Source organism: Planococcus sp. FY231025 (assembly GCF_052078085.1).
Taxonomy (GTDB): Bacteria; Bacillota; Bacilli; order Bacillales_A; family Planococcaceae; genus Planococcus.
Genome location: NZ_JBQJJG010000009.1, coordinates 129,020 through 150,475 on the forward strand (window position 1 = coordinate 129,020; position 21,456 = coordinate 150,475).

General features: G+C 52.2%; 22 protein-coding genes. 19 read left to right on the top strand and 3 right to left on the bottom strand.

The genetic code is table 11. The features are described from left to right. Positions 1–125: 125 nt before the first annotated feature. The 15 genes from ACTL32_RS14205 to ACTL32_RS14275 all read left to right on the top strand — a co-directional run bounded on the left by ACTL32_RS14205 (position 126) and on the right by ACTL32_RS14275 (position 13,813). Positions 126–899, top strand: coding sequence for an SDR family oxidoreductase (locus ACTL32_RS14205; RefSeq protein ID WP_441342107.1), 774 nt, complete (start codon positions 126–128; stop codon positions 897–899). Between the two features lie 16 nt (positions 900–915). Continuing rightward, positions 916–1,512 (top strand): TetR/AcrR family transcriptional regulator, encoded by a 597-nt coding sequence (locus ACTL32_RS14210; RefSeq protein ID WP_441342108.1) that lies wholly within the window; start codon positions 916–918, stop codon positions 1,510–1,512. Beyond that, positions 1,493–2,380 carry a 3-hydroxyacyl-CoA dehydrogenase family protein gene (locus ACTL32_RS14215; protein ID WP_441342109.1) on the top strand — a complete coding sequence of 296 codons (888 nt, stop codon included), beginning with the start codon at positions 1,493–1,495 and terminating at the stop codon, positions 2,378–2,380. The genes ACTL32_RS14210 and ACTL32_RS14215 overlap by 20 nt, the downstream gene beginning before the upstream one ends. Beyond that, on the top strand, positions 2,377–3,156 hold the full coding sequence (locus ACTL32_RS14220) for an enoyl-CoA hydratase/isomerase family protein (protein WP_441342110.1): 780 nt from the start codon (positions 2,377–2,379) through the stop codon (positions 3,154–3,156). Before ACTL32_RS14215 ends, ACTL32_RS14220 begins: the two co-directional genes overlap by 4 nt. Positions 3,157–3,170: 14 nt before the next feature. Then, entirely contained in the window at positions 3,171–3,575 is a 405-nt protein-coding gene (locus tag ACTL32_RS14225) for an acyl-CoA thioesterase (protein WP_441342111.1), read from the top strand. A gap of 3 nt (positions 3,576–3,578) precedes the next feature. Then, positions 3,579–4,646, top strand: a complete 1,068-nt coding sequence (locus ACTL32_RS14230) for a phosphotransferase family protein (protein WP_441342112.1) — start codon at positions 3,579–3,581, stop codon at positions 4,644–4,646. A 13-nt stretch (positions 4,647–4,659) separates the two neighbouring features. After that, positions 4,660–6,432: an acyl-CoA dehydrogenase family protein gene (locus tag ACTL32_RS14235; RefSeq protein WP_441342113.1), complete on the top strand. Its 1,773-nt coding sequence runs from the start codon at positions 4,660–4,662 to the stop codon at positions 6,430–6,432. A gap of 12 nt (positions 6,433–6,444) precedes the next feature. After that, entirely contained in the window at positions 6,445–7,419 is a 975-nt protein-coding gene (locus tag ACTL32_RS14240) for a quinone oxidoreductase family protein (protein ID WP_441342114.1), read from the top strand. Between the two features lie 21 nt (positions 7,420–7,440). After that, entirely contained in the window at positions 7,441–8,382 is a 942-nt protein-coding gene (locus ACTL32_RS14245; RefSeq protein ID WP_441342115.1) for an MBL fold metallo-hydrolase, read from the top strand. Positions 8,383–8,394: 12 nt separating this feature from the next. After that, positions 8,395–9,318, top strand: a complete 924-nt coding sequence (locus ACTL32_RS14250) for a ketopantoate reductase family protein (protein ID WP_441342116.1) — start codon at positions 8,395–8,397, stop codon at positions 9,316–9,318. A 98-nt stretch (positions 9,319–9,416) separates the two neighbouring features. After that, the gene (locus ACTL32_RS14255) at positions 9,417–11,159 is read left to right on the top strand and encodes a carbon starvation CstA family protein (protein ID WP_441342117.1); all 1,743 of its coding nucleotides are present in this window, start codon (positions 9,417–9,419) and stop codon (positions 11,157–11,159) included. Between the two features lie 70 nt (positions 11,160–11,229). After that, entirely contained in the window at positions 11,230–11,487 is a 258-nt protein-coding gene (locus tag ACTL32_RS14260) for a cory-CC-star protein (protein ID WP_204892722.1), read from the top strand. A gap of 25 nt (positions 11,488–11,512) precedes the next feature. Further along, positions 11,513–12,445, top strand: coding sequence for an ArsA family ATPase (locus tag ACTL32_RS14265; RefSeq protein ID WP_441342118.1), 933 nt, complete (start codon positions 11,513–11,515; stop codon positions 12,443–12,445). A gap of 4 nt (positions 12,446–12,449) precedes the next feature. After that, on the top strand, positions 12,450–13,433 hold the full coding sequence (locus tag ACTL32_RS14270) for a zinc-binding dehydrogenase (protein WP_441342119.1): 984 nt from the start codon (positions 12,450–12,452) through the stop codon (positions 13,431–13,433). A 71-nt stretch (positions 13,434–13,504) separates the two neighbouring features. Then, positions 13,505–13,813, top strand: a complete 309-nt coding sequence (locus ACTL32_RS14275; RefSeq protein WP_441342120.1) for a DUF4870 domain-containing protein — start codon at positions 13,505–13,507, stop codon at positions 13,811–13,813. Between the two features lie 145 nt (positions 13,814–13,958). On the opposite strand, the gene ACTL32_RS14280 is transcribed toward ACTL32_RS14275, so the two are convergent. From ACTL32_RS14280 to ACTL32_RS14290, 3 genes are all read right to left on the bottom strand, one after another. After that, a complete protein-coding gene (locus ACTL32_RS14280) occupies positions 13,959–14,288 on the bottom strand; it encodes a membrane lipoprotein lipid attachment site-containing protein (protein WP_441342121.1) in 330 nt (109 codons plus the stop codon). A 293-nt stretch (positions 14,289–14,581) separates the two neighbouring features. Then, complete coding sequence (locus ACTL32_RS14285) at positions 14,582–15,022, bottom strand: YtoQ family protein (protein WP_441342122.1); 441 nt, start codon at positions 15,020–15,022, stop codon at positions 14,582–14,584. Between the two features lie 53 nt (positions 15,023–15,075). Beyond that, entirely contained in the window at positions 15,076–15,297 is a 222-nt protein-coding gene (locus ACTL32_RS14290; RefSeq protein ID WP_441342123.1) for a transcriptional regulator, read from the bottom strand. 129 nt (positions 15,298–15,426) lie between these two features. Between ACTL32_RS14290 and ACTL32_RS14295 the strand changes: the two genes are divergently transcribed. The 4 genes from ACTL32_RS14295 to ACTL32_RS14310 all read left to right on the top strand — a co-directional run bounded on the left by ACTL32_RS14295 (position 15,427) and on the right by ACTL32_RS14310 (position 21,456). Then, positions 15,427–16,593, top strand: coding sequence for an exonuclease SbcCD subunit D (locus ACTL32_RS14295; RefSeq protein WP_441342124.1), 1,167 nt, complete (start codon positions 15,427–15,429; stop codon positions 16,591–16,593). Then, the gene (locus ACTL32_RS14300) at positions 16,590–19,682 is read left to right on the top strand and encodes an AAA family ATPase (RefSeq protein WP_441342125.1); all 3,093 of its coding nucleotides are present in this window, start codon (positions 16,590–16,592) and stop codon (positions 19,680–19,682) included. Before ACTL32_RS14295 ends, ACTL32_RS14300 begins: the two co-directional genes overlap by 4 nt. Before the next feature lie 180 nt (positions 19,683–19,862). Then, complete coding sequence (locus tag ACTL32_RS14305; RefSeq protein WP_441342126.1) at positions 19,863–20,075, top strand: hypothetical protein; 213 nt, start codon at positions 19,863–19,865, stop codon at positions 20,073–20,075. 112 nt (positions 20,076–20,187) lie between these two features. Then, complete coding sequence (locus ACTL32_RS14310; RefSeq protein WP_441342127.1) at positions 20,188–21,456, top strand: acetyl-CoA hydrolase/transferase family protein; 1,269 nt, start codon at positions 20,188–20,190, stop codon at positions 21,454–21,456.

Here is a 21,456-nt window from a genome sequence, read left to right on the forward strand (position 1 = left end):
GAAAAGCTTTCTTAAACGTGCCTTGCAATCAATCTTTGAAAGCGTTAACATATGTTTAAGTATTCTGAACATACCAACTAGTTAGTATGTAAAAGGATAAGAGAAAATGGATGGAGGAATTACGGATGAATGTAATGGATCTTTTTAAGTTGGAAGGCAAAACAGCCATCGTGACCGGAGGCGGGCGGGGGTTAGGCGCGCAGATCGCGGAAGGGTTCGCGGAGGCAGGCGCGAACGTGGTCCTTTGTTCGAGAAAAGTGGAGGCATGCGAAGAAATGGCAGAGAAGCTGAAGGGGATGGGCGTTAAAACGCTTGCGCTGGCATGCGATGTCACCAAACCGGAGGACGTGGAAAACGTCGTGAAAAGGACTTTGGAAGAATTCGGGACGATCGATATTCTCGTGAACAACTCAGGCGCAACTTGGGGAGCGCCGGTACTTGAGATGCCGCTTGACGCCTGGTACAAAGTGCTTGATGTCAACGTCACCGGGACATTCCTGATGAGCCAGGCGGTCGGGGAGTCGATGGTCAAGCAAGGCAGCGGCAAAATCATCAACATCGCGTCAGTCGCCGGGCTTGGCGGAATCGATCCGCGCTTGATGGACACGATCGGCTACAACACGAGCAAAGGCGCTGTCATTACCTTCACAAAAGACTTGGCTGCAAAATGGGGACAGCACAATATTAACGTCAATGCCATTGCGCCGGGCTTTTTTCCGACTAAAATGTCGAAAGGCCTCCTTGAAAAAGGAGGCAGCGGATTTCTGGAGTTGACGCCGCTGAAGCGTTTCGGGACAGACGAAGATTTAAAAGGGGCTGCCTTGTTTTTGGCATCAAAAGCTTCTGATTATGTGACCGGCGACGTGGTCATTGTCGATGGCGGCATGCACGCCGTCTAGAATGCGGGGGATGGGCATGAAAGCGGAAATCAAGCAGGAAAGCATTTTATTGTTCGAGAAAAAGGGCTTCAGTGAAACATCCATCCAGGATATCGTCGAAGCGCTCGGCGTCACGAAAGGGACATTCTACTATTACTTTCAGAGCAAAGAGGAATTGTTGATGGACATCCACTTAGGCTATATCGATGACCTGCTTGAACGGCAGCGAAGGATTATGCAGGAGGCCGCGAACAGCCGCGGACAGCTGATCCGCATCGTGGAGTTGCTGATCGGGGATATCGAAGAGCACGGACCGAGCGGCCGGGTCTTTTTCAGGGAAATGCGGCATCTGGGGGAAGCGAACGCAGAAGAAGTGAAGGATAAGCGCGAACGCTTCCGGCTGGAAATTGAAGCGCTGATCCGCCGAGGCGTCCAGGCAGGGGAATTCCGAAGGGAGATCCGGGCGGATATGGCAGCATTCGCTATTCTTGGCGTGACCAACTGGAGCTATCAATGGTTCAATCCCGGGGGCGGCATCCCGGCTGGCCAGCTGGCGGAAATTTTCAGCGATATGATTTTGAATGGCATGGCCGAAAAAGAGGAGGAAAGCATACGTGGAACAATTTCAGATTGATAAAATAGCGGTCATCGGCGCAGGGCAGATGGGCCAGCAGATTGCCATGCTCTGTGCACTCGGCGGATATCAGACTGCACTCAACGATGTCAGCGGAGAAGCATTGGAAAAAGCGGAGGGGGCTTTGCATAGCGTGATGAACCAGTGGGTGATGAAAAAGAAAATTACAGAGCAGGAAAAGGATGAAGCATTCAGCCGCTTAGAGTTTACAGACAGCTTGGAGCAGGCTGTAGGCGATGCGGATTATGTGATCGAAGCGGTGATTGAGAAGTTGGACGTGAAGCGCGATCTTTTCAAGCGCCTGGACGGCCTCGCACCGAAGCACGCTATCCTGGCTTCCAACAGTTCGACGATCGTCAATTCGCTGATAGCGGAAGTGACAGACCGGCCGGACAAAGTCTGCAATATGCACTTTTTCTTCCCGCCGCTCGTCATGGATTGCGTCGAAGTGGTCATGAGCGAGGAGACCTCGGAAGAGACGGCCCAGGCATCGCTTCAATTATGCGAAGGGATCAACCGCACCGGCCTGCTGCTGCGGATAGAGATTTCGGGTTTTGTGGCGAACCGCATCCTCGGTGCGCTTCAGAAAGAAGCGATGTTCCTGTACGAAGAAGGCATCGCGGACTTCAAGGAAATCGATGTCATCGTGAAAAAAGCGCTGCGCCATCCGATTGGCCCGTTCGAATTGATGGATTTGTCTGGCATTGATGTGGTCAATTACGTCATGCAGCAGCAATACGCCGAAACGGGCGATCCAGCGGACAAACCGTCAGCTATCATCGAAGAAAAACTGAAAGCGGGCGAGCTCGGCCGCAAAACGGGCAAAGGCTTCTATAATTATCAAAAAGGTGAGGTGAAAACGCCATGACACAAGTGGTCCATACAGAAACGCAGGACGGTTATGCCGTCGTTACCATCAATAACCCGCCGATGAACGTCATCAGCAGCCAGGTGTTCAAGGAATTGGATCAGGCTTTTGGGGAACTGAAAGAGGATTCTGCAGTCAATGCCGTCATCGTGACCGGCCAGGGCGATAAAGTGTTTGCGGCCGGTGCGGACATCAAGGAATTCCCGCAATTGATTGGGCAGCCTGGGTTGAAAGCGAACTTCCTGGAAACCCATGCCATCTTGAACCGCATCGACAATTTCGAAAAACCGGTTATTGCGATGCTAAACGGGCTGACATTCGGAGGCGGATGTGAAGTGGCGCTTTGCTGCGACATCCGCATCGCGGAAGAGCATGCCCAGATCGGCTTGCCGGAAATCACGCTCGGCTTGTTCCCGGGAGGCGGCGGCACCCAGCGTTTGCCGCGCCTTGTCGGCGAGGCGAAAGCGAAAGAGCTGATGTTCACTGGCGAAGCGGTCACTGCCGCGGAAGCGGAGAAGATCGGGCTCGTCAATAAAGTCGCAGCCAGCGGCGAAGGCATGGAAGCGGCCCGGAAAATGGCAAAGCGCATCGGCCGTTTCTCACTGCCCGCCTTATCGCGCATCAAGCGTGCAGTCGACGAAGGCCTGGAACTGACAATCGAACAAGGGACAGAACTCGAAGCCGGCTTGTTTGAGGAAGTCTTCCAGACAGAAGACGTCCAAGAAGGGGTCAAAGCGTTTATTGAAAAACGAAAACCGGCGTTTCAGAACAAATAAGGGGGTGGAGCACGTTGGCACATGAAATTACCGTGAAAGTCCGTTTTAGTGAAACCGACGCACTGGGGCATGTCAGCAATATCAGCTATTTCATCTATCTCGAAGAAGCCCGGATTGAATTCTTCAAGGAATTGGGGCTGGAGATGGCGATCGACAAATGGAGCGTCATTATGATTTCCGCGAATTGCACGTTTCTAAAGCAGGCATATTTTGACCAGAAACTGAAAGTCGCTTCGTTTGTAACGAAAATCGGAAATTCCAGTTTTATGATCGGCCATCGGATTACCGATGCAGCGTCCGGAGAATTGATTGCAGAAGGTTCTGCGGGTGCGGTTTACTTTGATTTCAATGCGCAGAAGAGCGAACTGCTGCCGGAAGGCATACGAGCGAAGCTTGAGCAGCACATGGAAGAGGTGTGAGCAATGGTTGAGAAAACGAGCGACACAATAAACGTCCGTCCCGGCGAAGAACTAGACAAGGCGAAACTTCTGCAATTTCTCAAAGCCAATATTGAAGGCCTGCCGGAAGGGGTATTGGAAATCCGGCAATTTGGAGCAGGCCATTCCAATCTGACATATGCCCTGTCGATCGGCAGCTGGGAAGCGGTATTGAGGCGTCCGCCGCTTGGCCCGGTCGCGCCGAAAGCCCATGACATGGAACGGGAATTCAACATCCTGTCCTCTCTCCACTCCGTTTTTCCTGCCGCGCCAAAGCCTTTTGTTTTCTCGCAGGATCTTTCAGTGGTGGGCAGCCCGTTTTTTGTCATGGAACGGCGCCGGGGCGTGGTCATCGACACACAATTCCCGGAAGGCGTTGAGCCGGACAAAGAGTTGGGGCGCCGGATATCGGAGTTGATGGTCGACACCTTGGTGGAGCTGCACGCCATCGATTATACCCGGACCGCACTGGCTGCAATGGCGAAGCCGGAAGGGTTCATGGAACGCCAGGTCAATGGATGGATCGGCCGTTACGAGCGTGCTAAGACCGATGACATTCCGGAAGTGGCGGAATTGTCGGAGTGGATGCGAAGCCATATCCCGGAGTCACCCGACCCGGCCATCATCCATTACGATTTCAAATTGAACAATGCCATGTTTTCGGGAGATTTCACGAAGCTCACCGGCTTGTTCGATTGGGAAATGACGACCGTCGGCGATCCATTGGCCGATTTGGGGGCGGCGATGAGCTATTGGATTCAGGCAGACGATCCCGACCTGTTGAAAAACGGGTTCGGCAAAGCGCCCGTGACGGTAACAGAAGGGTTTTACACCCGGGCGGAATTCATCGCGCGCTATGCGGAGAAGAGCGGACGGGATGTATCGAATATCGATTTCTACCTGACATTTGCTTATTTCAAACTCGCGGTCATCTGCCAGCAGATCTATTACCGCTTCAAAAAAGGGCAGACATCGGATGCGCGGTTCGCCCATTTCGATCAATTTGTGAAAAGCCTGATCCAGTATGCACTCGTGACGGCAAAGAAAATGTAAGGGGGCAAACGATATGGACGGAAAAACACTGGCTTACCGCGGCGGGAGTTTCCTGTATGCGGGAACTGAACCGGAAGCGGTCTTCACGCCGGAAGATTTCACGGAAGAGCACCATTTGATCCGGAAAACAGCGAAACGCTTTCTCGAAAGCGAAGTGCGGCCGAACAACGAAAAGATTGAACAGCAGGATTTCGCCTTGGTGAAAGAGCTGTTGGGAAAAGCGGGGGATCTTGGACTCCTTGCCCACAGCATCCCGGAACAGTACGGCGGGCTCGGCCTGGATAAAATCAGCAAAGGCATCGTCGGGGAAGCGCTTGGCCCGGCTGGCGGATACAGCGTCGCACACTCCAACCATACGTGCATCGCGACGCTGCCAATCACTTATTTCGGAACAGCGGGACAAAAAGAGAAATACTTGCCGAAACTCGCTTCCGGAGAGTTTATCGGCGCATATTGCCTGACCGAACCGAATGCAGGATCCGATGCGCTGGCTGCCCAGACGACGGCAAGGCTGAATGCAGCAGGGACGCATTACATATTGAACGGTACGAAAATGTTCATCACGAATGCGGCATTTTCCGATACGTTCATCGTTTATGCCAAAGTGGACGGCACCGCCTTCACTGCATTTATCGTGGAAAAAGATTTTCCGGGCCTGTCGCTTGGGGCGGAAGAACAGAAAATGGGCATCAAGGGCTCATCCACGCGGACAGTCATCTTGGAAGACTGCGAAGTGCCGGCAGAAAACCTGCTTGGTGAAGTCGGCAAAGGCCACGTCATCGCCCTGAATGTCTTGAACCTCGGCCGCTATAATCTGGGCTCGGCCACGATGGGCGCAGCGAAATACGGATTGGCACTCGCTGCGAAATACACGAAAGAGCGGCGCCAGTTCGGCAAGGCGATTGCCGATTTTACGGCCACGCAGGAAAAGATCGCCGATATGGCGATTCGCATTTATGCCTCGGAATCGCTGCAGTACCGCACGGCCGGCTATTTAGAAGAGGCGCTAGAAGGGCTGTATGATTCTGAAGACCATAGCTTGATTGCGAAGCGCATGATGGAATACGCGACCGAATGCGCCGTCTGCAAAGTGTACAGTTCTGAAACCTTGGATTTTATTGCCGATGAAGCATTGCAGCTCCACGGCGGATACGGCTTTATCAAGGAATACAAAATCGAACAGATCTACCGCGATTCACGCATCAACCGGATATTCGAAGGGACCAATGAAGTGAACCGGCTGATCATTCCGGGGAATTTGCTGAAAGCGGCGGCGAAAGGGCAGGCGCCGCTTGCCGAGGCCATCGGAAACGCCTTGGCGGAGATGCACGCACCGAAGATTGGCGCCATCGGCACTATTTCCCGGGAAATAGAAGCGGTGAACGCGATGCGCCGAGTTTTCCTGTTGAGTGCAGGCAACGCTTTTGAAACGTACGGCAGCGAGCTCGGCGACGAGCAGGAAACGCTGATGAAGTTAGCGGACATCGGAATCACCCTGTTTGCAGCAGAATCGGCGGTCCTTCGGACGGCGAAAGCGATCGACGAGCAGGGCGAAACGGCAGCTGCGTTCAAAATTGAGCTTTCAAAGTCGCTCATTGACGATGCTTTGCTTCAAGTGGAGATGGATGCACGCAAACTGTTGCAGGGAACAGCATCTGAAAAAGGGCTGCATGACAATGTGCGGGCCATTGCAGGGGAATTGAGCCGCCTGCAGCGTTCAGGCGGAAAAGCAGCAAAACGGGTGATCGCCCAAAAGATTCTGGAAGCGGAACAATATATCTCATAAGGGGGAAACAGGATGAAAGTCATCAAGTTTGAGCAATTCGGAGGACCGGAAGTTTTGCAATGGGCCGATGCCGACAAGCCGGTACCGGCAGAAAACGAAGTGCTGGTCGAAGTGAAAGCGAGCGGCGTCAACTATGCCGATACGGCAAGGCGGGAAGGACAGTACGTCGTCCCGACAAAGCTTCCTTATATCCTGGGAGCAGAAGTGGCCGGCGAGATTGTAGAAGCCGGCAACGGGATCAAGAATTTCAAAAAAGGGGACCGGGTGGTCGCCCTGATTGAGTCGAACGGCTATGCGGAGTTTGTTGCAGTGGATGCCCGGGTGCTGACGCCGATACCGGATGGTGTGGACTATGAACAAGCGGTTGCTTTGCCGCTGCAGGGTCTCAGCGCCTACCATGTGCTGAAAACCATGGGGCGCCTCGAGCCGGGTGAGAGCGTCTTGATCCACGCGGCGGCTGGCGGGGTCGGTGCGATTGCCGTCCAACTGGCGAAAATCTTCGGAGCAGGCAAAATCATCGCGACCGCAAGTACTGCCGAAAAGCTCGAGCACGCCAAAGCGATGGGAGCCACGCACCTCGTGAATTATTCGGAGGAAGGCTGGGCCGACAAAGTGAAGGGAATCACGGAAGGCAAAGGCGTCGATGTGGCGCTTGAGATGGTCGGAGGAGATGTTTTCAACCAGACCGTGAAATGCCTGGCGCCGTTCGGAAGGTTGGTGATATTCGGGGCGGCAAGCGGTGAGCAGGCGACGTTCCACCCCGGCCAGCTGATGCGTAAGAACCAGTCGGTGATTGGCTTCTTCCTGCCGCAGATCATGCGCAAGCCGGAATTGTTCCAAAGCAGCTTTAAAGAGCTCCTTGGCTATATGGCGAGCGGCGAGCTGAAACTGACAATCGGCGGCACGTATCCTTTGGAAGAGGCGGCCACTGTCCATAAACTGCTTCAGGGCCGGAAGACGATCGGCAAATTGGTGCTGAAACCGTAAACCGGGGAAAGAAGGGATTGCATGCTGGAGGAATTAGGGATTGAAGCCATCCGCATCGAGCTTCCGTTCCGCCTGAATCACGTCAACTGTTTTATGGCAGAAGGCGTGTCCGGCTGGACGGTGATTGATGCAGGATTGAACAATGACTATACGAGAGCCTTGTGGGAGCGGGAGATTGGCGATCGGAAAGTAGCAGACCTGCTAATCACCCACTACCACCCTGACCATTTCGGATATGCCGGAGGGCTGCAGAAGAAAACGGGAGCCAAAGTCTCCATGACCAAGACAGACGCCGATTCGGGTCTGTCTTCTTGGCATGCCGCTTTTTTGGAGGCAATGCCGGCCCATTACCGGGCTTCGGGTGTTCCGGAGGCGATGGCGGCACAGATGGCAGAGAATACAGCGGACTTCCAGCCGCTCGTGAACCCCATGCCGCATGTCGGGCATTTCTTCGAAGAAGGCGAAAAAGTGGTGCTCGGGCGTTATGAGTATGAAGTGATCTTCACCCCTGGCCATTCGGACGGGATGGTCTGTTTTTACAATGCTGAAAAGAAGGTGCTATTTTCGGCGGATCACATCCTGCCAAAAATCACGCCGAACATCTCCTATTGGTTTCATGGGAATGAAAACCCGCTGGCTTCCTATTTGGAATCGCTCGAGAAAATCAAGCGGCTGGGGGCGGATTTCACCATCCCTTCCCATGGCAAGCCGTTCTACGGAGCGGCCGGCCGCGCTGAAGAATTGAAGGCGCACCATGACGAACGGCTCGCGGCTGCAGCAGCAGTCATCCAAAAACCAGCGACGGTCTATGAAGTGTGCGGAAGGCTGTTCGAGCGGACTTTGACCGTCCACGAAATGCGCTTCGCTTTGGGCGAAACATTGGCGCATCTTGAATTTTTGCGTCATGCTGGAGAGTGCCGGAGAGAAAATCAGGCCGGCATCTGGGTTTATCAAATAGAATAGGAGTGAGGCAAAATGAAAATTCTGATCGTAGGAGCCGGAGGCATCGGTGGCTATTTTGGAGCCAGGCTGATGGAAACAGGGCAGGATGTGACGTTTCTTGTCCGGGAGCGGCGGAAGGAGCAGCTGGAGAAGACGGGTTTGCATGTGGAAAGCATCAACGGCGATATGCAGGCGGCACCAAAACTGATTACGGCAAAAGATGAAGCTGATCCATATGATTTGATCGTTTTGACAACGAAGTCCTATCAGCTCCAAGGGGCGATCGACGACATCCGCCCGTTTGCAGGTGAAAGCTCGATGATCCTGCCGCTATTGAACGGCATTTCGCATATCAATCGCCTAGTGGAGGCATTCGGCGAAGAACGGGTCCTCGGCGGCTTATGCTTTATCGAAACGACATTGGATGAAAATGGCAAAATCGTGCAAACCAGCCCGATGAACCAGCTGGTCTTCGGCGAACGTTCGGGCGAAAAGACCGAGCGGATTCTGGAAGTGGAAAAAGCATTCAGCGGCACAAAAGCGGAGTTTATGCTTAGCGAAAATATCGGACAGGATATGTGGCATAAATACTTGTTCATCACGGCGATGTCGGGAATCACGGCAGCGATGGCTTCTCCGATCGGACCGATCCGTACACTGGAAAGCGGCAAACGGACCATCACGGCGCTCCTTGGGGAGCTTGTTGCGGTCATGAAGGCGATCGATGCGCCAATCAGGGAAACGATCGCTGAAGAGCAGCTTGAGAAAATCATGTCGCTCGGGCCGGATATGAAATCGTCGATGCAGCGTGATATGGAAAAAGGCCAGCCGATCGAAGCCGATCATCTGCAGGGGCATTTATTGGAAAAGGCGAAAGCTCATAACGTTCCGGTGCCGGTGCTTGAAACAATCTATACAAAATTGAAACTCTCCGAAATGAATACGCGAAACATTTAAATTATTTGAAGTCAAAGCGTTTACAATGTTCTGAAACTTCCCTATGCTTAAACTACAAGCACGTCTGCTTGTAGAAAATGGAAGAGGAGTTGAAGCATTTGAATGCAATCGCACTTGCTGCCATCGGACTTTTTATTTTTGCGTTAGGCTATCGTTTTTATTCGAAGTTCGTGGCGGAAAAGATTTTCAGGCTGGATCCCAATTATGTGACGCCGGCCCACAAATACAAGGACGGAGTGGATTTTGTCCCGACCAATAAGTTTGTATTATGGGGCCACCACTTTACGTCTGTTGCAGGAGCTGCACCGATTTTGGGACCTGCGATCGCGGTCTACTGGGGCTGGCTGCCGGCTGTTTTATGGGTCGTCTTCGGAACCGTTTTTGCCGCCGGCGTCCATGATTTCGGGACCTTGGTGCTGTCTGTCCGGAACAAAGGGCAATCAGTCGGCACATTGGCACATCGCCTGATCGGCCAGCGCGGGAAGATCTTATTCCTTTTTATCATTTTAATCCTCGTGCTGATGGTCAACGCGGTATTCGCATGGGTTATCGCGAACTTGTTCATCTCGTTCCCGGCGAGCGTGCTGCCGGTGTTTATCCAGATTCCACTGGCGGTATGGATCGGACATGCCGTCTACAAACGGAACAAGAAAATGCTTGTGCCGTCCTTGATTGCACTCGCGGTCATGTATTTTGCGGCGGTCATTTCCAGCCAAGTCAGCTTCCTGCAAATTGATTTGGTCCGCTATATGGGCGGGGAAGACGGTGCCGGGCTGTTCGGCCTCGGTGCGATTTCAACCGCGTTCTTTATTTGGATCATCATCTTGATGATCTACGTCTACATCGCTTCGACCTTGCCGGTCTGGAAATTGCTCCAGCCGCGCGACTTTATCAACTCGCATCAATTGATCGTCGGATTGGCGATCCTGTACCTTGGCTTGTTGTTCACGAACCCGACAATCACCGCGCCGATTTCCAATCCGGATGCGGACGTCTCCTGGTTCCCATTGCTCTTTATCACGATTGCCTGCGGCGCCATTTCCGGCTTCCACGGCCTCGTGTCGTCCGGGACTTCGTCCAAGCAGCTTGATAAAGAAACGGATGCCCGTTTTGTCGGCTACCTTGGAGCAGTCGGTGAAGGGGTCTTGGCGTTGATCTCAATTATTGCCGTTATCACGTTCTTCCCGAGCCGCGATGAGTTTTTCGCTACTTACAGCAGCTTCCAGGCTTCAAGCGGAGCAGGGCTCGGTGCGTTCATCCAAGGAGCATCCCAGCTTGCAGAAGGATTGTTCATCCCAGCAGACGTTGCGGCCACGATCGTTTCGATCATTGTCGTGTCATTTGCTGCGACAACGCTTGATACTTCTGTCCGCTTGATGCGCTATATCATTGCGGAGCTTGGTTCTGAATACAACGTGCCGGCGCTTGAGAAGACACATGTAGCCACTACGCTTGCCGTCGTATCCAGTGCGGCGCTTGTATTGATCCCGGAAGGGCCGAACGGCTTCGGTTCCGGCGGATACTTGCTGTGGCCGCTGTTCGGCACATCGAATCAGCTGCTCGCCGGAATCAGTTTATTGCTGATTTCGATCTGGCTGAGAAAACTCGGCAGGAATTATATGATCACATTGATCCCGATGATTTTCCTGATGTTCATGACGCTGTGGGCGATGTTCCAGCAGGTATTCCTGCAATGGGCGTGGTACGCAGAATCGCCGAATACACTGCTGTTCGTCTTCGGCGCCATCATTTTCGTCTTTACGCTGTGGATCATCCTGACTGCCATCCAGGCGCTCATGGGTCACAAAGATCCGGGATTCTCGGATATTGACATCGATTAAACTGACCGGGAAAAGGGATCATGTACGCTGTGGTCCCTTTTCGTTATACATAACGAAGGAGGTGTAGGACATGCTCGATAAGCTCAAAAAACTGATGGCTTATTACGAAGAAGTCTTGGAGTTGCCGCACCGGACCGAGATTGCCCGAGAATTGCGGGCGGAAGACGATATGTTCCTGTTGATGCTGTATTCGGAAATGCTGGGCATCCCGAATCCCGTCTATTACTACACGCTTGAATTGTATCCGTACATGATTGAAGAATTCCATGACTGGCATCTGCGAATGGGCATGGAGAAATCGCCATTGAGCGGCATCCGCTGCTGTTAGCCATTGATAGAAACGAGGGGAATCCATGGACGTATTATCGAAGAGCATCATTTTTGTCGGCGGCAAGGGGGGCGTCGGAAAATCGACGTCCGCTGCTGCCATTGCGTGGAAGTCCGCAAAAGAAGGGAATAAAACCTTGCTGGTCTCAACCGATCCGGCGCATAACGTCGGCGATATTTTCAACCGGGAAATCGGCGGGAAGACCATCGAGATTGCCGACAATCTCTTTGCTTTGGAAATCGATCCGGAAGTCGAGACGGAGAATTACATCAAGGGGGTAAAAGCCAATATCAAAGGCAGCGTCCACACCAGCATGATGGAGGAAGTGAACCGCCAGCTCGACACAGCCAAGGCATCGCCCGGAGCTGACGAAGCGGCACTGTTCGACAAGCTCATCCACATCATTTTGGAAGAACGCAAGAATTTCGATAAACTGGTATTTGACACAGCGCCGACAGGGCATACGATCCGGCTCTTGACGCTGCCGGAGCTGATGGGCGTCTGGATTGAAGGGCTGCTGGAAAAACGGCGGAAGACCAACGCCAATTACACGGCGCTGCTGAACGACGGCGAACCCCGCGAAGATCCGATCTACGACGTTCTCCGGGAACGCCAGGAGCGCTTTTCTAAGGCACGGGACGTGCTGCTCAACGAAGCGGAAACTGGGTTTATTTTCGTGCTGAATCCGGAACGGCTGCCGATCCTGGAGACGAAAAAGGCATTGGAGCTCCTGCATAACTACCATTTGCATGTGAAAACACTGATCGTCAACAAAGTCCTTCCGGAAGAAGCGGACGGCCAGTTCCTGATGGAACGGAAAAAGCATGAACAGAAGTACATCAAGTTGATCAAAGAGACGTTCCCAAATCAGGAGCTCATCTTCATCCCGCTGTTATCACAGGACATTGTCAGCAAAGATCAACTGGAATTGTTCAGCAAACAATTTGTGGAAGGATGATTAAATGAAAGCTTTTGCCATTGAATCTGGAGAATTGAAAATAAAGGAGATGGAAGAGCCGGAAGCAAGGGCTGGCGAAGTGGTGGTGGCACTGAAAACAGCAGGCATCAACCGCCGCGACCTCGGGCTGCCGAAGCGCTACGGCGACAATCCGGAGCCGTTAATCATTGGTTCGGACGGCGCCGGGATCGTGGAAGCAGTCGGAGAAGGCGTCGCCAATGTGGCGGTCGGGGACGAAGTGATCATCAACCCGGCGCTGCGCTGGTTCGCTAACAGCGATGCGCCCCCGCCGGAATTCGATATTCTCGGCATGCCGGACCATGGGACGTTCGCTGAGAAGATCACCTTATCGGCGGAACAGGTGGAAAAGAAGCCGCCACATCTGAACTGGGAAGAAGCGGGCGGCTTGGTGCTGCCGGCGTTGACCGGATACCGGGCGCTGTTCACGAAGGGGCAAGTGCAAAAAGGGCAAACCCTCTTCATACCCGGAGCAGGAAGCGGCGTCGCGACATTCCTGATCCAATTTGCGAAAAGCGCCGGTGCGCGGGTGATTGTCACATCACGCAGCGAGGAAAAACGCACCCATGCGCTTGAAATCGGTGCGGACCGGGCCATTGCAACAGACAGCGACTGGCAAGCGGAATTGGCGGATGAAACGGTCGACCTGGTCATCGACAGCGTCGGCGCCGCCACGTTCAACCGTTCGTTGGACGTCCTGAAAAAAGGCGGACGCATCGTCATCTTCGGTGCGACGACGGATGACAATGTCGACTTCAACCTCCGCAGCTTTTTCTACGGGCAATACCAGCTGTTCGGCTCGACGATGGGCAGCCGGGAAGAGCTTCGCAGCATGCTTGGTTTTATGGAAAAACACGGCATCAAACCGATTGTTGACGAGGTCTTCGCTTTGGAGAGTGCCAAGGAGGCTTTTGACCGTCTGGCAGAAGGGAAGCAATTCGGCAAAGTGATTTTGCGCATCAGTGAATAGAAAGTTGAAACTTTCGGGCTCGCTATCCGTATACTAACCATACGCAAGAAAATTGACTGGAGGTCAATGAAATGGAAAATACCGGATTGAAAGTGCTTGTCCACGCCAGCGCGTTTTTTGCACCGTTTCTCGTGCCGTTTATTGTGTTCATAATCTCTGCCGACAATGAAGTGAAAAAGTTGTCGATCCAAGCATTGCTGTTCCAATTGGCGATGGGGATCCTGATTTTCATTTCGAGCCTGCTCATCGTTGTCATCATCGGCATTCCGATGCTGATCGTCTTCGGACTGATGACCATCATCGTGCCGGTTATGGGAATCATCAAAGCCTTGAACAATGAGAAGTTCGATTATCCAATCGTCGGCGCATGGTACCAATAAAAATAAAGCCCCTTGAGGGCTTTTTTTATTGCAGTGAATTCAGTGGTCAATAGTTGGCGCGCTGCAGAATCGTATTTCAACCGGTGGAGAGCCTGGGTGTGCTTAAAGTTTCATGTGGTTCTGAATATGATTGCTATTATCTTTTTTAAGTTTCTCCGGGAGATTGTTGAAGTAAATACTGCTCTCCCTCTGGATCTTCAACAATAATAAATGAGGGATCCGTTTTAACCGAATAAATAATGGAACCTTCTTCAAAAAAATTTGACTGATTATTATTCGGAAACACCTTAGCGGGGACTCTTTTCGTAATTTCTCCTATTACTCCCTTTGTTTCAAAATCATTTAGATTTGCTTCGGTGCCGTTATATTCAGTGTTATTTACCACAACAATCATTGCATAACTGCCAGAATCAATTTCTTGGTTACAAGCAGATAAGACGTAAGCGATTACGGCAAGTAAAATCATTTTTTTCATTCTTCTCATCTCCTCCGATTGCTCCTTGTATATATTCTAGCTTACCTATTAATTGAAGATGGAGGATTCTGTGAGTTTTTCATTTGAAAAACAAAGTTTTAATATGTCGACTCGTTGCATTTGATAAATTGCTATTATTTAGAAATAGAATTTCTCACAGCAAAGTCAGCGGGTCAAAGAGTGACGCGCTGCAGAATCGTTTTTTTCCTAGCCGAGCGTATATCAACCAAAGCCGAGCGTATTTCCCGGAAACCGAAAACACACAGCTGCCCGAGCGGCAGCTGTGTGTTGTTTCATTCGAAAATATAGGCCAGCGCTTTGAGCGCCTGGTCGCAGGTTTCGACGGTTGCATTTGCCTTGCGCGATAATTCCTTCAGCGGGTGGTGCAGGTTTTCCGGGCGGATGATGATGACCGGTTTGCCTGCCGCCAAAGCGGCGCTTGCATCCATTGCGGTGTTCCACTGCTTGTACTGTTCCCCGAACAGGGCGATCACGAGATCGGATTTTTGCATCAGGACACCGGTCCGCAAGTTGTTTAAACTCGAAGCCGCTGCGTCTTTAGAAACAGCGCCGGGCTGCTTGCCCAGGATCTCCTCGCCAATATTGTCCGAGCGTTCGTGGTCTTCCATCGGGCCGACAAAATCGATTGGCAGATTGAGTGCCAGCGATTTCTTTTTGATCTCGTCGCGCCATGAACTATGAATTTCTCCAGCCAGGTAAATTGTCAGTCTCATACTAACCCCTCCAAGAGCCATTTCTTATCAGTTTATCACAAAATGGAGAGGCGTTAGATGATCATGCGTTCTTTGCGGGTCACCGGAATCAATGAAAGCACATTCTCCATTTTGAACGTGCGCTTTTCGTTCCGGAGAAAGCAGTATGCTTGAAATGTCTCCCCACTGGCTTTTAAAATCTTGATGCGGCGTTTGCTGATGGTGCCATCATTTGCCATGTACATCATATCCACAAGCTGCTGATGCTTAAATGCTTTAAGAATCTGTGCTTTCATCGAATTTCACTCCTTTAATAGAACGTTTGTTCTTATTATAGAACATCAAATAACAGAAAACAAGCAATTGGATTTCGTGTATAATGGAACGAACATATATTCTTTTCACTCAGGAAAGGGGCATGAATTATGAAGTTTTTCCATACCGCTGACTGGCATTTGGGCAAGCTTGTCCAAGGCGTCTACATGACTGAAGAACAGCGCTACATTCTGGAGCAATTCGCTGCGGCCATCGATGAACAGCGCCCGGATTGCGTCATCATTGCAGGGGATTTATACGACCGGGCAGTGCCGCCGACAGAAGCGGTCAATCTGCTGGATGAAACCTTGGCCAAAATCGTTTTGGAATTGGATACGCCCGTCCTTGCGGTGGCCGGCAACCATGACAGCCCGGGGCGCCTGAATTTCGGGAGCCGTTTTTTCAAGAAGAACCGGATCCACATTTCCGGACATGTCGGAAAAGGGCATGAGCCGGTCGTTTTGCAAGATGAATTCGGCGAAGTGCATTTTCATTTGCTGCCGTTCGCGGATCCGTCCCAGGTCCGCTATGTGCTGGAAAACGAGGAAGTCCGTACGCATAATGATGCGGCCCATGCGTTGACCCGCCGCATCGTGGACGGGTTGGACCCGCACGCCCGCCATGTAGCTATCGGACATGCATTTGTCACGCCGCACGGCGAACAGCAGGACAATACAAGCGATTCGGAACGCCCGTTGTCGATCGGGGGCGCCGAACACGTCGACGCCTGTCATTTTGAGCCGTTCCATTACACGGCGCTCGGCCACTTGCACCAAGCCCACCATGTGCTCAATGAAACCATCCGCTACGCAGGTTCGCCGCTGAAATATTCGATTTCAGAAGAGCATCATAAAAAAGGGTTCCTCATTGTAGAAATGGACGGCGAAGGCAACGTCACCGTAGAAAAGCAATTGCTCGAGCCAAAGCGGGATATGCGCACAGTCGAAGGTTTTATGGAAGACATCATGCAGCACGAACCCAATGAAGATTTTGTGTTTGTGAAGCTGCTCGATGAAACGCCGATCCTGTATCCGATGGAAAAGATCCGCTCGGTCTATCCGAATGCCATGCATGTGGAGCGCAAAGCGTTCAGCGGGGCAGGCGTGCGGAATGCAGAAGGGTCGCGCCGTGAAATGGATCCATTGAAATTATTCCATGCCTTTTACGAAGAAGTGAAAGGGGAAGCGGCTTCCGAAGAGACGGAAGCGATTTTCAAGGATGTACTCGAGGAATTTCTCCGCGAAGAAACCGAAGAGAAAGAAGGGGTAAAGCAATGAAGCCCTTGAAATTGAAATTGACGGCTTTCGGGCCATACAAAAAGACTGAGACGATCGATTTTGACGATTTGAAAGGCAACAAGCTGTTTGTCATCTCCGGCAGCACCGGCTCCGGCAAGACAACGATTTTTGACGGCATCTGCTTTGCGCTCTACGGTTCAGCAAGCGGCTCTGATAGAGCGGAAAGCCGAAATTTGCGGAGTGATTTTGCCGAAGACGGGACGCATACGTGCGTCGAGATGGAATTCGAGATACATAGGAGACGGTACCGGATCCTGCGCCAGATGAGCCATGTGAAAAAGGGTAACAAAAGCCCGACGGGTGAACGCTATGAATTTTTTGAAATCACACAAGACGGCGAAGTCCCGGTGGTGGAGCGCCAGATTGTCTCCGAGATCAACCGTAAAGTGGAAGACATCCTTGGTTTGACCCAAAATCAGTTCAGCCAGATTGTCATGCTGCCGCAAGGGGAATTCCGGAAGCTGCTGACTTCGGAAACGGACAATAAAGAAGAAATTTTGCGGAAAATCTTCAAGACAGAACCGTATAAGATGATCAGCGAACGCTTGAAAGCGAAGAAAGATGCGGCGGCAAAAGCCTATGGCATCGAAGAACAGGTGCTTGCCGGCCATATCAGCGGCATTGTTTCAGCCTTGCCTGCGCGGGAATCGGGTTTGTCCGAACTCTTGCAGCGGGATCACATCAATATTCACCAAGTGCTTTCGGCGCTCCAGAGCGAGGCGGAATTTTACGCGGAAAAAGAACGCCGGGATGAAGAACGCTATCACTTGGTGTTCAAGCAGCATAGTGAGAAACAGGCTGCGTACCACGAAGCGAAAAAATGGAACGACAGAATCAGCGAGCTGGAAGCGAAAGAGCTGCGCCTCAGCCAGCTGAACGCCCAGCTGCCTTCATTCGAAGAACAGGAACGGGCCCTGCAGAATGCGGAACGGGCAAGCCTGATCGAAGGGCTTGAAAACCTGTTCTTAGAGCTTAAAGGGAACGAGGCTGAGAAAAAACGCCTGTATGCCGAAGCGCAAAATGCGGAGCTCCAAGCAGCAGAAAACGTGAAAACTGCAGAAGCGGCATATGCTGCAGAGCAGCAATCGGAAGAGGAGCGGGATGCAGTCCGGCAGCAGCTTCTTCAGCTGGAAGGGCTGATTCCGGCAGTGAAGGAACTGGCTTCCCAAGAGGCGGAACTGAAAGCGATGGAAGCTGCTGCGGAAAAGTCAGCGGCGGATGAAAAGCGCGCCGGCGCTGCGTGGCTCGCTGAAAAAGCTGCCTGCCAGGACTTGTCCACTGCGATTGCCGCTTTGGAGGAGAAGCTTGAAAGCTTTGACGAAAAGAGCGCTGCCCTATCTGTATTGAACGAGCAATGCCGAGTAATGCAGGAAGTGTCGGATCTTGAAACGAAATGGCACCGCCAGACCGCAGAGAAGGGCGGAAAAGAAGCCGCTTATGGAGCGGAACTCGCCGTCTATAAAGAGCTTGAAAGCCGCTGGTTCGGCAGCCAGGCGCAAGTTTTAGCTGCGGCGCTCCATGAAGGGGATGCCTGTCCGGTATGCGGAAGCACGGAGCATCCAGCGAAAGCCGGCGAGGTGCACCATGAAACGGTGCCGAAAGAACAGCTGGAAAAAGCGAAGGCGAAACTGGACCAAACGGATGGCCAGTTCCGGGATGTGCTTGCGAAATTGAATGCACTCGAAGAACAGCTCGTCTTGAAGCGCCGCGCCGCAACGGAGCTAGGCTTGGCTACAGAAGAGCCGGGGAAAGTTTACGCGAAACTGGAAGAAGAGCGGCTTTCGCTTGACCGTGAAGTCAAAGGGCTGCTTCTGGACAAAAAAGAGCTGCGCACGTTGAAAGAGCGCTTCTCGGCCCAGTCGGCAAAAGCTGAACGGCTGGAAACCGAAAAAACTGCATTGGCGGAAGCGACGCAAAAGCAATCTGCAGCTTTTGCAACTGCGAAAGCGGTGTTCGACCAACGCCTTCTTGCGATTCCAGAAGGGGTCCGCACGTCTGTCCTGCTGGATGACAAGATCCGGAAGACCCGAAGCAGAAAAGAAGAGCTTGAAAGACGCTGGCTAAAAGCGCAGCAGGACGTGCAAGCGGCGAAAGAAGGGGCGGCAGCCGCGGTGGTCGCTGTCAAGCACACAAGAGAAGCGGCGGCAGAAATCGAGGCTAAAAAAGAAGCGGCCTGGGAGCAGTTCCAGGAAGCGCTGCGAAAATCCGCCTTTGAATCGGAAGCGGCTTATCAGCTGGCGAAAATGGCAGAGCCGAAGCGGCGCGATTTGCAAGAGTCGATTGCCACATTCAGGCAGACGCTTCATACGGTGAATGAACAGGTGATGGAATTGCACCATGAACTGTCAGGGCGCGTGAAATCGGATCTCAGCCTGTTGGAGCTTGAAATGGACCAGATGAAGGCGGCATACGAAGGGGCGTTTACTGCATGGAACCAGTCCAAGGATTTCAAAGGGGCAGCCGATGCACTGGCGGCTAAAATTATCCAGGCTTCGGAGAAAATGGCGCAGGCCGAACAGGAATTGAACCGCATTGCCGATCTTCATGACATGATCCGCGGGCATAACGGCCCGAAGATTTCCTTTGAACGCTATTTGCAGATTGAATACCTGGAACAGATCATCCAATCGGCAAATGAGCGCCTGAGAAACTTGTCGAATGGCCAGTTCTACTTGATGCGCACCGACCGGCAGGAAGCGCGCGGCAAACAGAGCGGCCTCGGCCTCGATGTGTATGATGCCTATACCGGCCAGACACGCGATGTCAAAACCTTATCGGGCGGGGAGAAGTTCAATGCTTCGCTTTGCCTGGCACTTGGCATGGCGGACGTCATCCAAAGTTTCCAAGGAAATGTCGCCATCGATACGATGTTCATCGACGAAGGATTCGGTTCGCTCGACGAGGAGTCGTTGAACAAATCGATCGATACGCTGATTGATCTCCAAAAATCAGGCCGCATGATCGGCGTCATTTCCCATGTCCAGGAATTGAAAGCCGCAATCCCGGCAATCCTGGAAGTGAAAAAATCGAAAGAGGGCTTCAGCCAGACCAAGTTCCTAATTAAATAACAGGGCGCTAGAATGGTGTCCATCCGCCTCCATTGTTTAAACCATTGCCTAAACGTGAATGGTACAGGTAATGGAACTTCTGGAAGGAAGATGCGGATGGATGCCATTCTTTATTTAGTATTTTTTCAGCGCTCGTTTGGACGAAAATCCAGTTAGACACAAAACAAAGGGGAGGACGTTATGAAGAACTTCAGTTTTAAAACGCGATTGATTTATTTCGGAGGCATCGCACTGGTCAGTCTGGCTTTCTTCGCGCTCCAATTATACAGTAGCCAAACAACGGAAGCGGGAACCGGATCGATGGTGCTGCTCATCCTTTGGGGATTGCTCGCAGCTTTCGGCATTGGGGGCCTGATTTTCAGCATCGCGAGAAGGGGCAGCAGCCCGAAATGAAGGGTGTTATTTGCTGAAAAGTAGGAATAGAATGGCTACTGGCGAATCGTGGGAAATCTTAAAAAGCTGTGGTAAAGTTTAAAGATATTCGTAAATCAGGAGTGTTGAATCCATGACAAAGAAATTAGATCCACAAGAAGTGATTGGCCTTGTTGGCCAAGGCGCCGACATTATTGTGCCGATTGCAAATGGCGAACCGGTCCGGCTGCTCGATATATTGGAGGAACACGCAGAAGGGCTGCAGGGTGTAAAAATCCATCAGATGCTCGCTTTGCGGAGCCGCCGGTATATCCAGGGCGAATTCGAAAACCTTAAGCACGTTTCCTATTTCCTGAGCGGCGCCACGCGGAAAGTCTACCAGGATGCAAAGATGGAACTTGTGCCGAACAACTTCCATGAAATCCCGCGCATGCTGCAGAAAGTGACAAAGATGTCGATGATCATGACGGTCGCATCGCCAATGGACGAGCACGGGTACTTCACATTCGGCACCCAGGCCGATTACATTTCGGAATTTGTCGGCAAAGTGCCGTTCATCCTGGAAGTCAATGAACATATGCCGAGAACCTACGGCCGCAACCAGATCCATATCAGCCAGATTGCCGGTTTTGTCGAACACCATCAGCCGCTGACAGAAGAGAAGACCGCAGCTGTCGGGGACAAGGACTTGCTGATTGCAGCGTCGATCATTGAAGATATCCAGGACGGCGATACGCTGCAGATCGGCATCGGCTCCGTGCCGAATGCCGTCATCAGCATGCTGAAGGATCACCGGCATTTGGGGATCCATACGGAAATGCTGCCGGATGGCATCGTCGATCTGGTAAAGTCCGGTGCCGTTGACGGTACCCGGAAATTCACGAATGCCGGCAAGATCATCGGCACATTCGCGTTCGGTTCGCAGAAGCTATACGACTTTATCGACAACAACCCGGTAGTGGAGTTCCAGCCGGTGAGCATCGTCAACGACCCTCGTGAAATCGCCAAAGAGAAGAACATCGTCTCCATCAACGCCACGACGGAAGTGGATCTGTTCGGACAATGTGCTTCCGAAACGGTCGGAGGCAAGTACTACTCTTCAAGCGGCGGACAGATCGATTTTGCACGGGGGGTACGTTTTGCCGAAAATGGCAAAGGCTATATCTGCATGGCGTCGACTGCCAAAAACGATACGATTTCCCGCATCAAGCTCCAGCTTGCGCCAGGATCTGTCGTGACGACCGGCAAGAACGATGTCGACAATATCGTGACTGAACACGGCATCGCCAGGCTGCACGGCGTTTCAATTTCGGAACGCGCCAAACGCCTGATCAGCGTCGCCCACCCGAACTTCCGGGACGAGCTGCTGTTCGATGCGAAAAAACAAGGCATCATCATTTAA

Bases quoted from the DNA above. Each gene is read 5' to 3' on its own strand.
- ACTL32_RS14205 (WP_441342107.1), top strand. From the start codon at position 126: ATGAATGTAATGGATCTTTTTAAGTTGGAAGGCAAAACAGCCATCGTG.
- ACTL32_RS14210 (WP_441342108.1), top strand. From the start codon at position 916: ATGAAAGCGGAAATCAAGCAGGAAAGCATTTTATTGTTCGAGAAAAAG.
- ACTL32_RS14220 (WP_441342110.1), top strand. From the start codon at position 2,377: ATGACACAAGTGGTCCATACAGAAACGCAGGACGGTTATGCCGTCGTT.
- ACTL32_RS14230 (WP_441342112.1), top strand. From the start codon at position 3,579: ATGGTTGAGAAAACGAGCGACACAATAAACGTCCGTCCCGGCGAAGAA.
- ACTL32_RS14235 (WP_441342113.1), top strand. From the start codon at position 4,660: ATGGACGGAAAAACACTGGCTTACCGCGGCGGGAGTTTCCTGTATGCG.
- ACTL32_RS14240 (WP_441342114.1), top strand. From the start codon at position 6,445: ATGAAAGTCATCAAGTTTGAGCAATTCGGAGGACCGGAAGTTTTGCAA.
- ACTL32_RS14245 (WP_441342115.1), top strand. From the start codon at position 7,441: ATGCTGGAGGAATTAGGGATTGAAGCCATCCGCATCGAGCTTCCGTTC.
- ACTL32_RS14250 (WP_441342116.1), top strand. From the start codon at position 8,395: ATGAAAATTCTGATCGTAGGAGCCGGAGGCATCGGTGGCTATTTTGGA.
- ACTL32_RS14260 (WP_204892722.1), top strand. From the start codon at position 11,230: ATGCTCGATAAGCTCAAAAAACTGATGGCTTATTACGAAGAAGTCTTG.
- ACTL32_RS14265 (WP_441342118.1), top strand. From the start codon at position 11,513: ATGGACGTATTATCGAAGAGCATCATTTTTGTCGGCGGCAAGGGGGGC.
- ACTL32_RS14270 (WP_441342119.1), top strand. From the start codon at position 12,450: ATGAAAGCTTTTGCCATTGAATCTGGAGAATTGAAAATAAAGGAGATG.
- ACTL32_RS14275 (WP_441342120.1), top strand. From the start codon at position 13,505: ATGGAAAATACCGGATTGAAAGTGCTTGTCCACGCCAGCGCGTTTTTT.
- ACTL32_RS14280 (WP_441342121.1), bottom strand. From the start codon at position 14,288: ATGAAAAAAATGATTTTACTTGCCGTAATCGCTTACGTCTTATCTGCT.
- ACTL32_RS14285 (WP_441342122.1), bottom strand. From the start codon at position 15,022: ATGAGACTGACAATTTACCTGGCTGGAGAAATTCATAGTTCATGGCGC.
- ACTL32_RS14290 (WP_441342123.1), bottom strand. From the start codon at position 15,297: ATGAAAGCACAGATTCTTAAAGCATTTAAGCATCAGCAGCTTGTGGAT.
- ACTL32_RS14295 (WP_441342124.1), top strand. From the start codon at position 15,427: ATGAAGTTTTTCCATACCGCTGACTGGCATTTGGGCAAGCTTGTCCAA.
- ACTL32_RS14300 (WP_441342125.1), top strand. From the start codon at position 16,590: ATGAAGCCCTTGAAATTGAAATTGACGGCTTTCGGGCCATACAAAAAG.
- ACTL32_RS14305 (WP_441342126.1), top strand. From the start codon at position 19,863: ATGAAGAACTTCAGTTTTAAAACGCGATTGATTTATTTCGGAGGCATC.
- ACTL32_RS14310 (WP_441342127.1), top strand. From the start codon at position 20,188: ATGACAAAGAAATTAGATCCACAAGAAGTGATTGGCCTTGTTGGCCAA.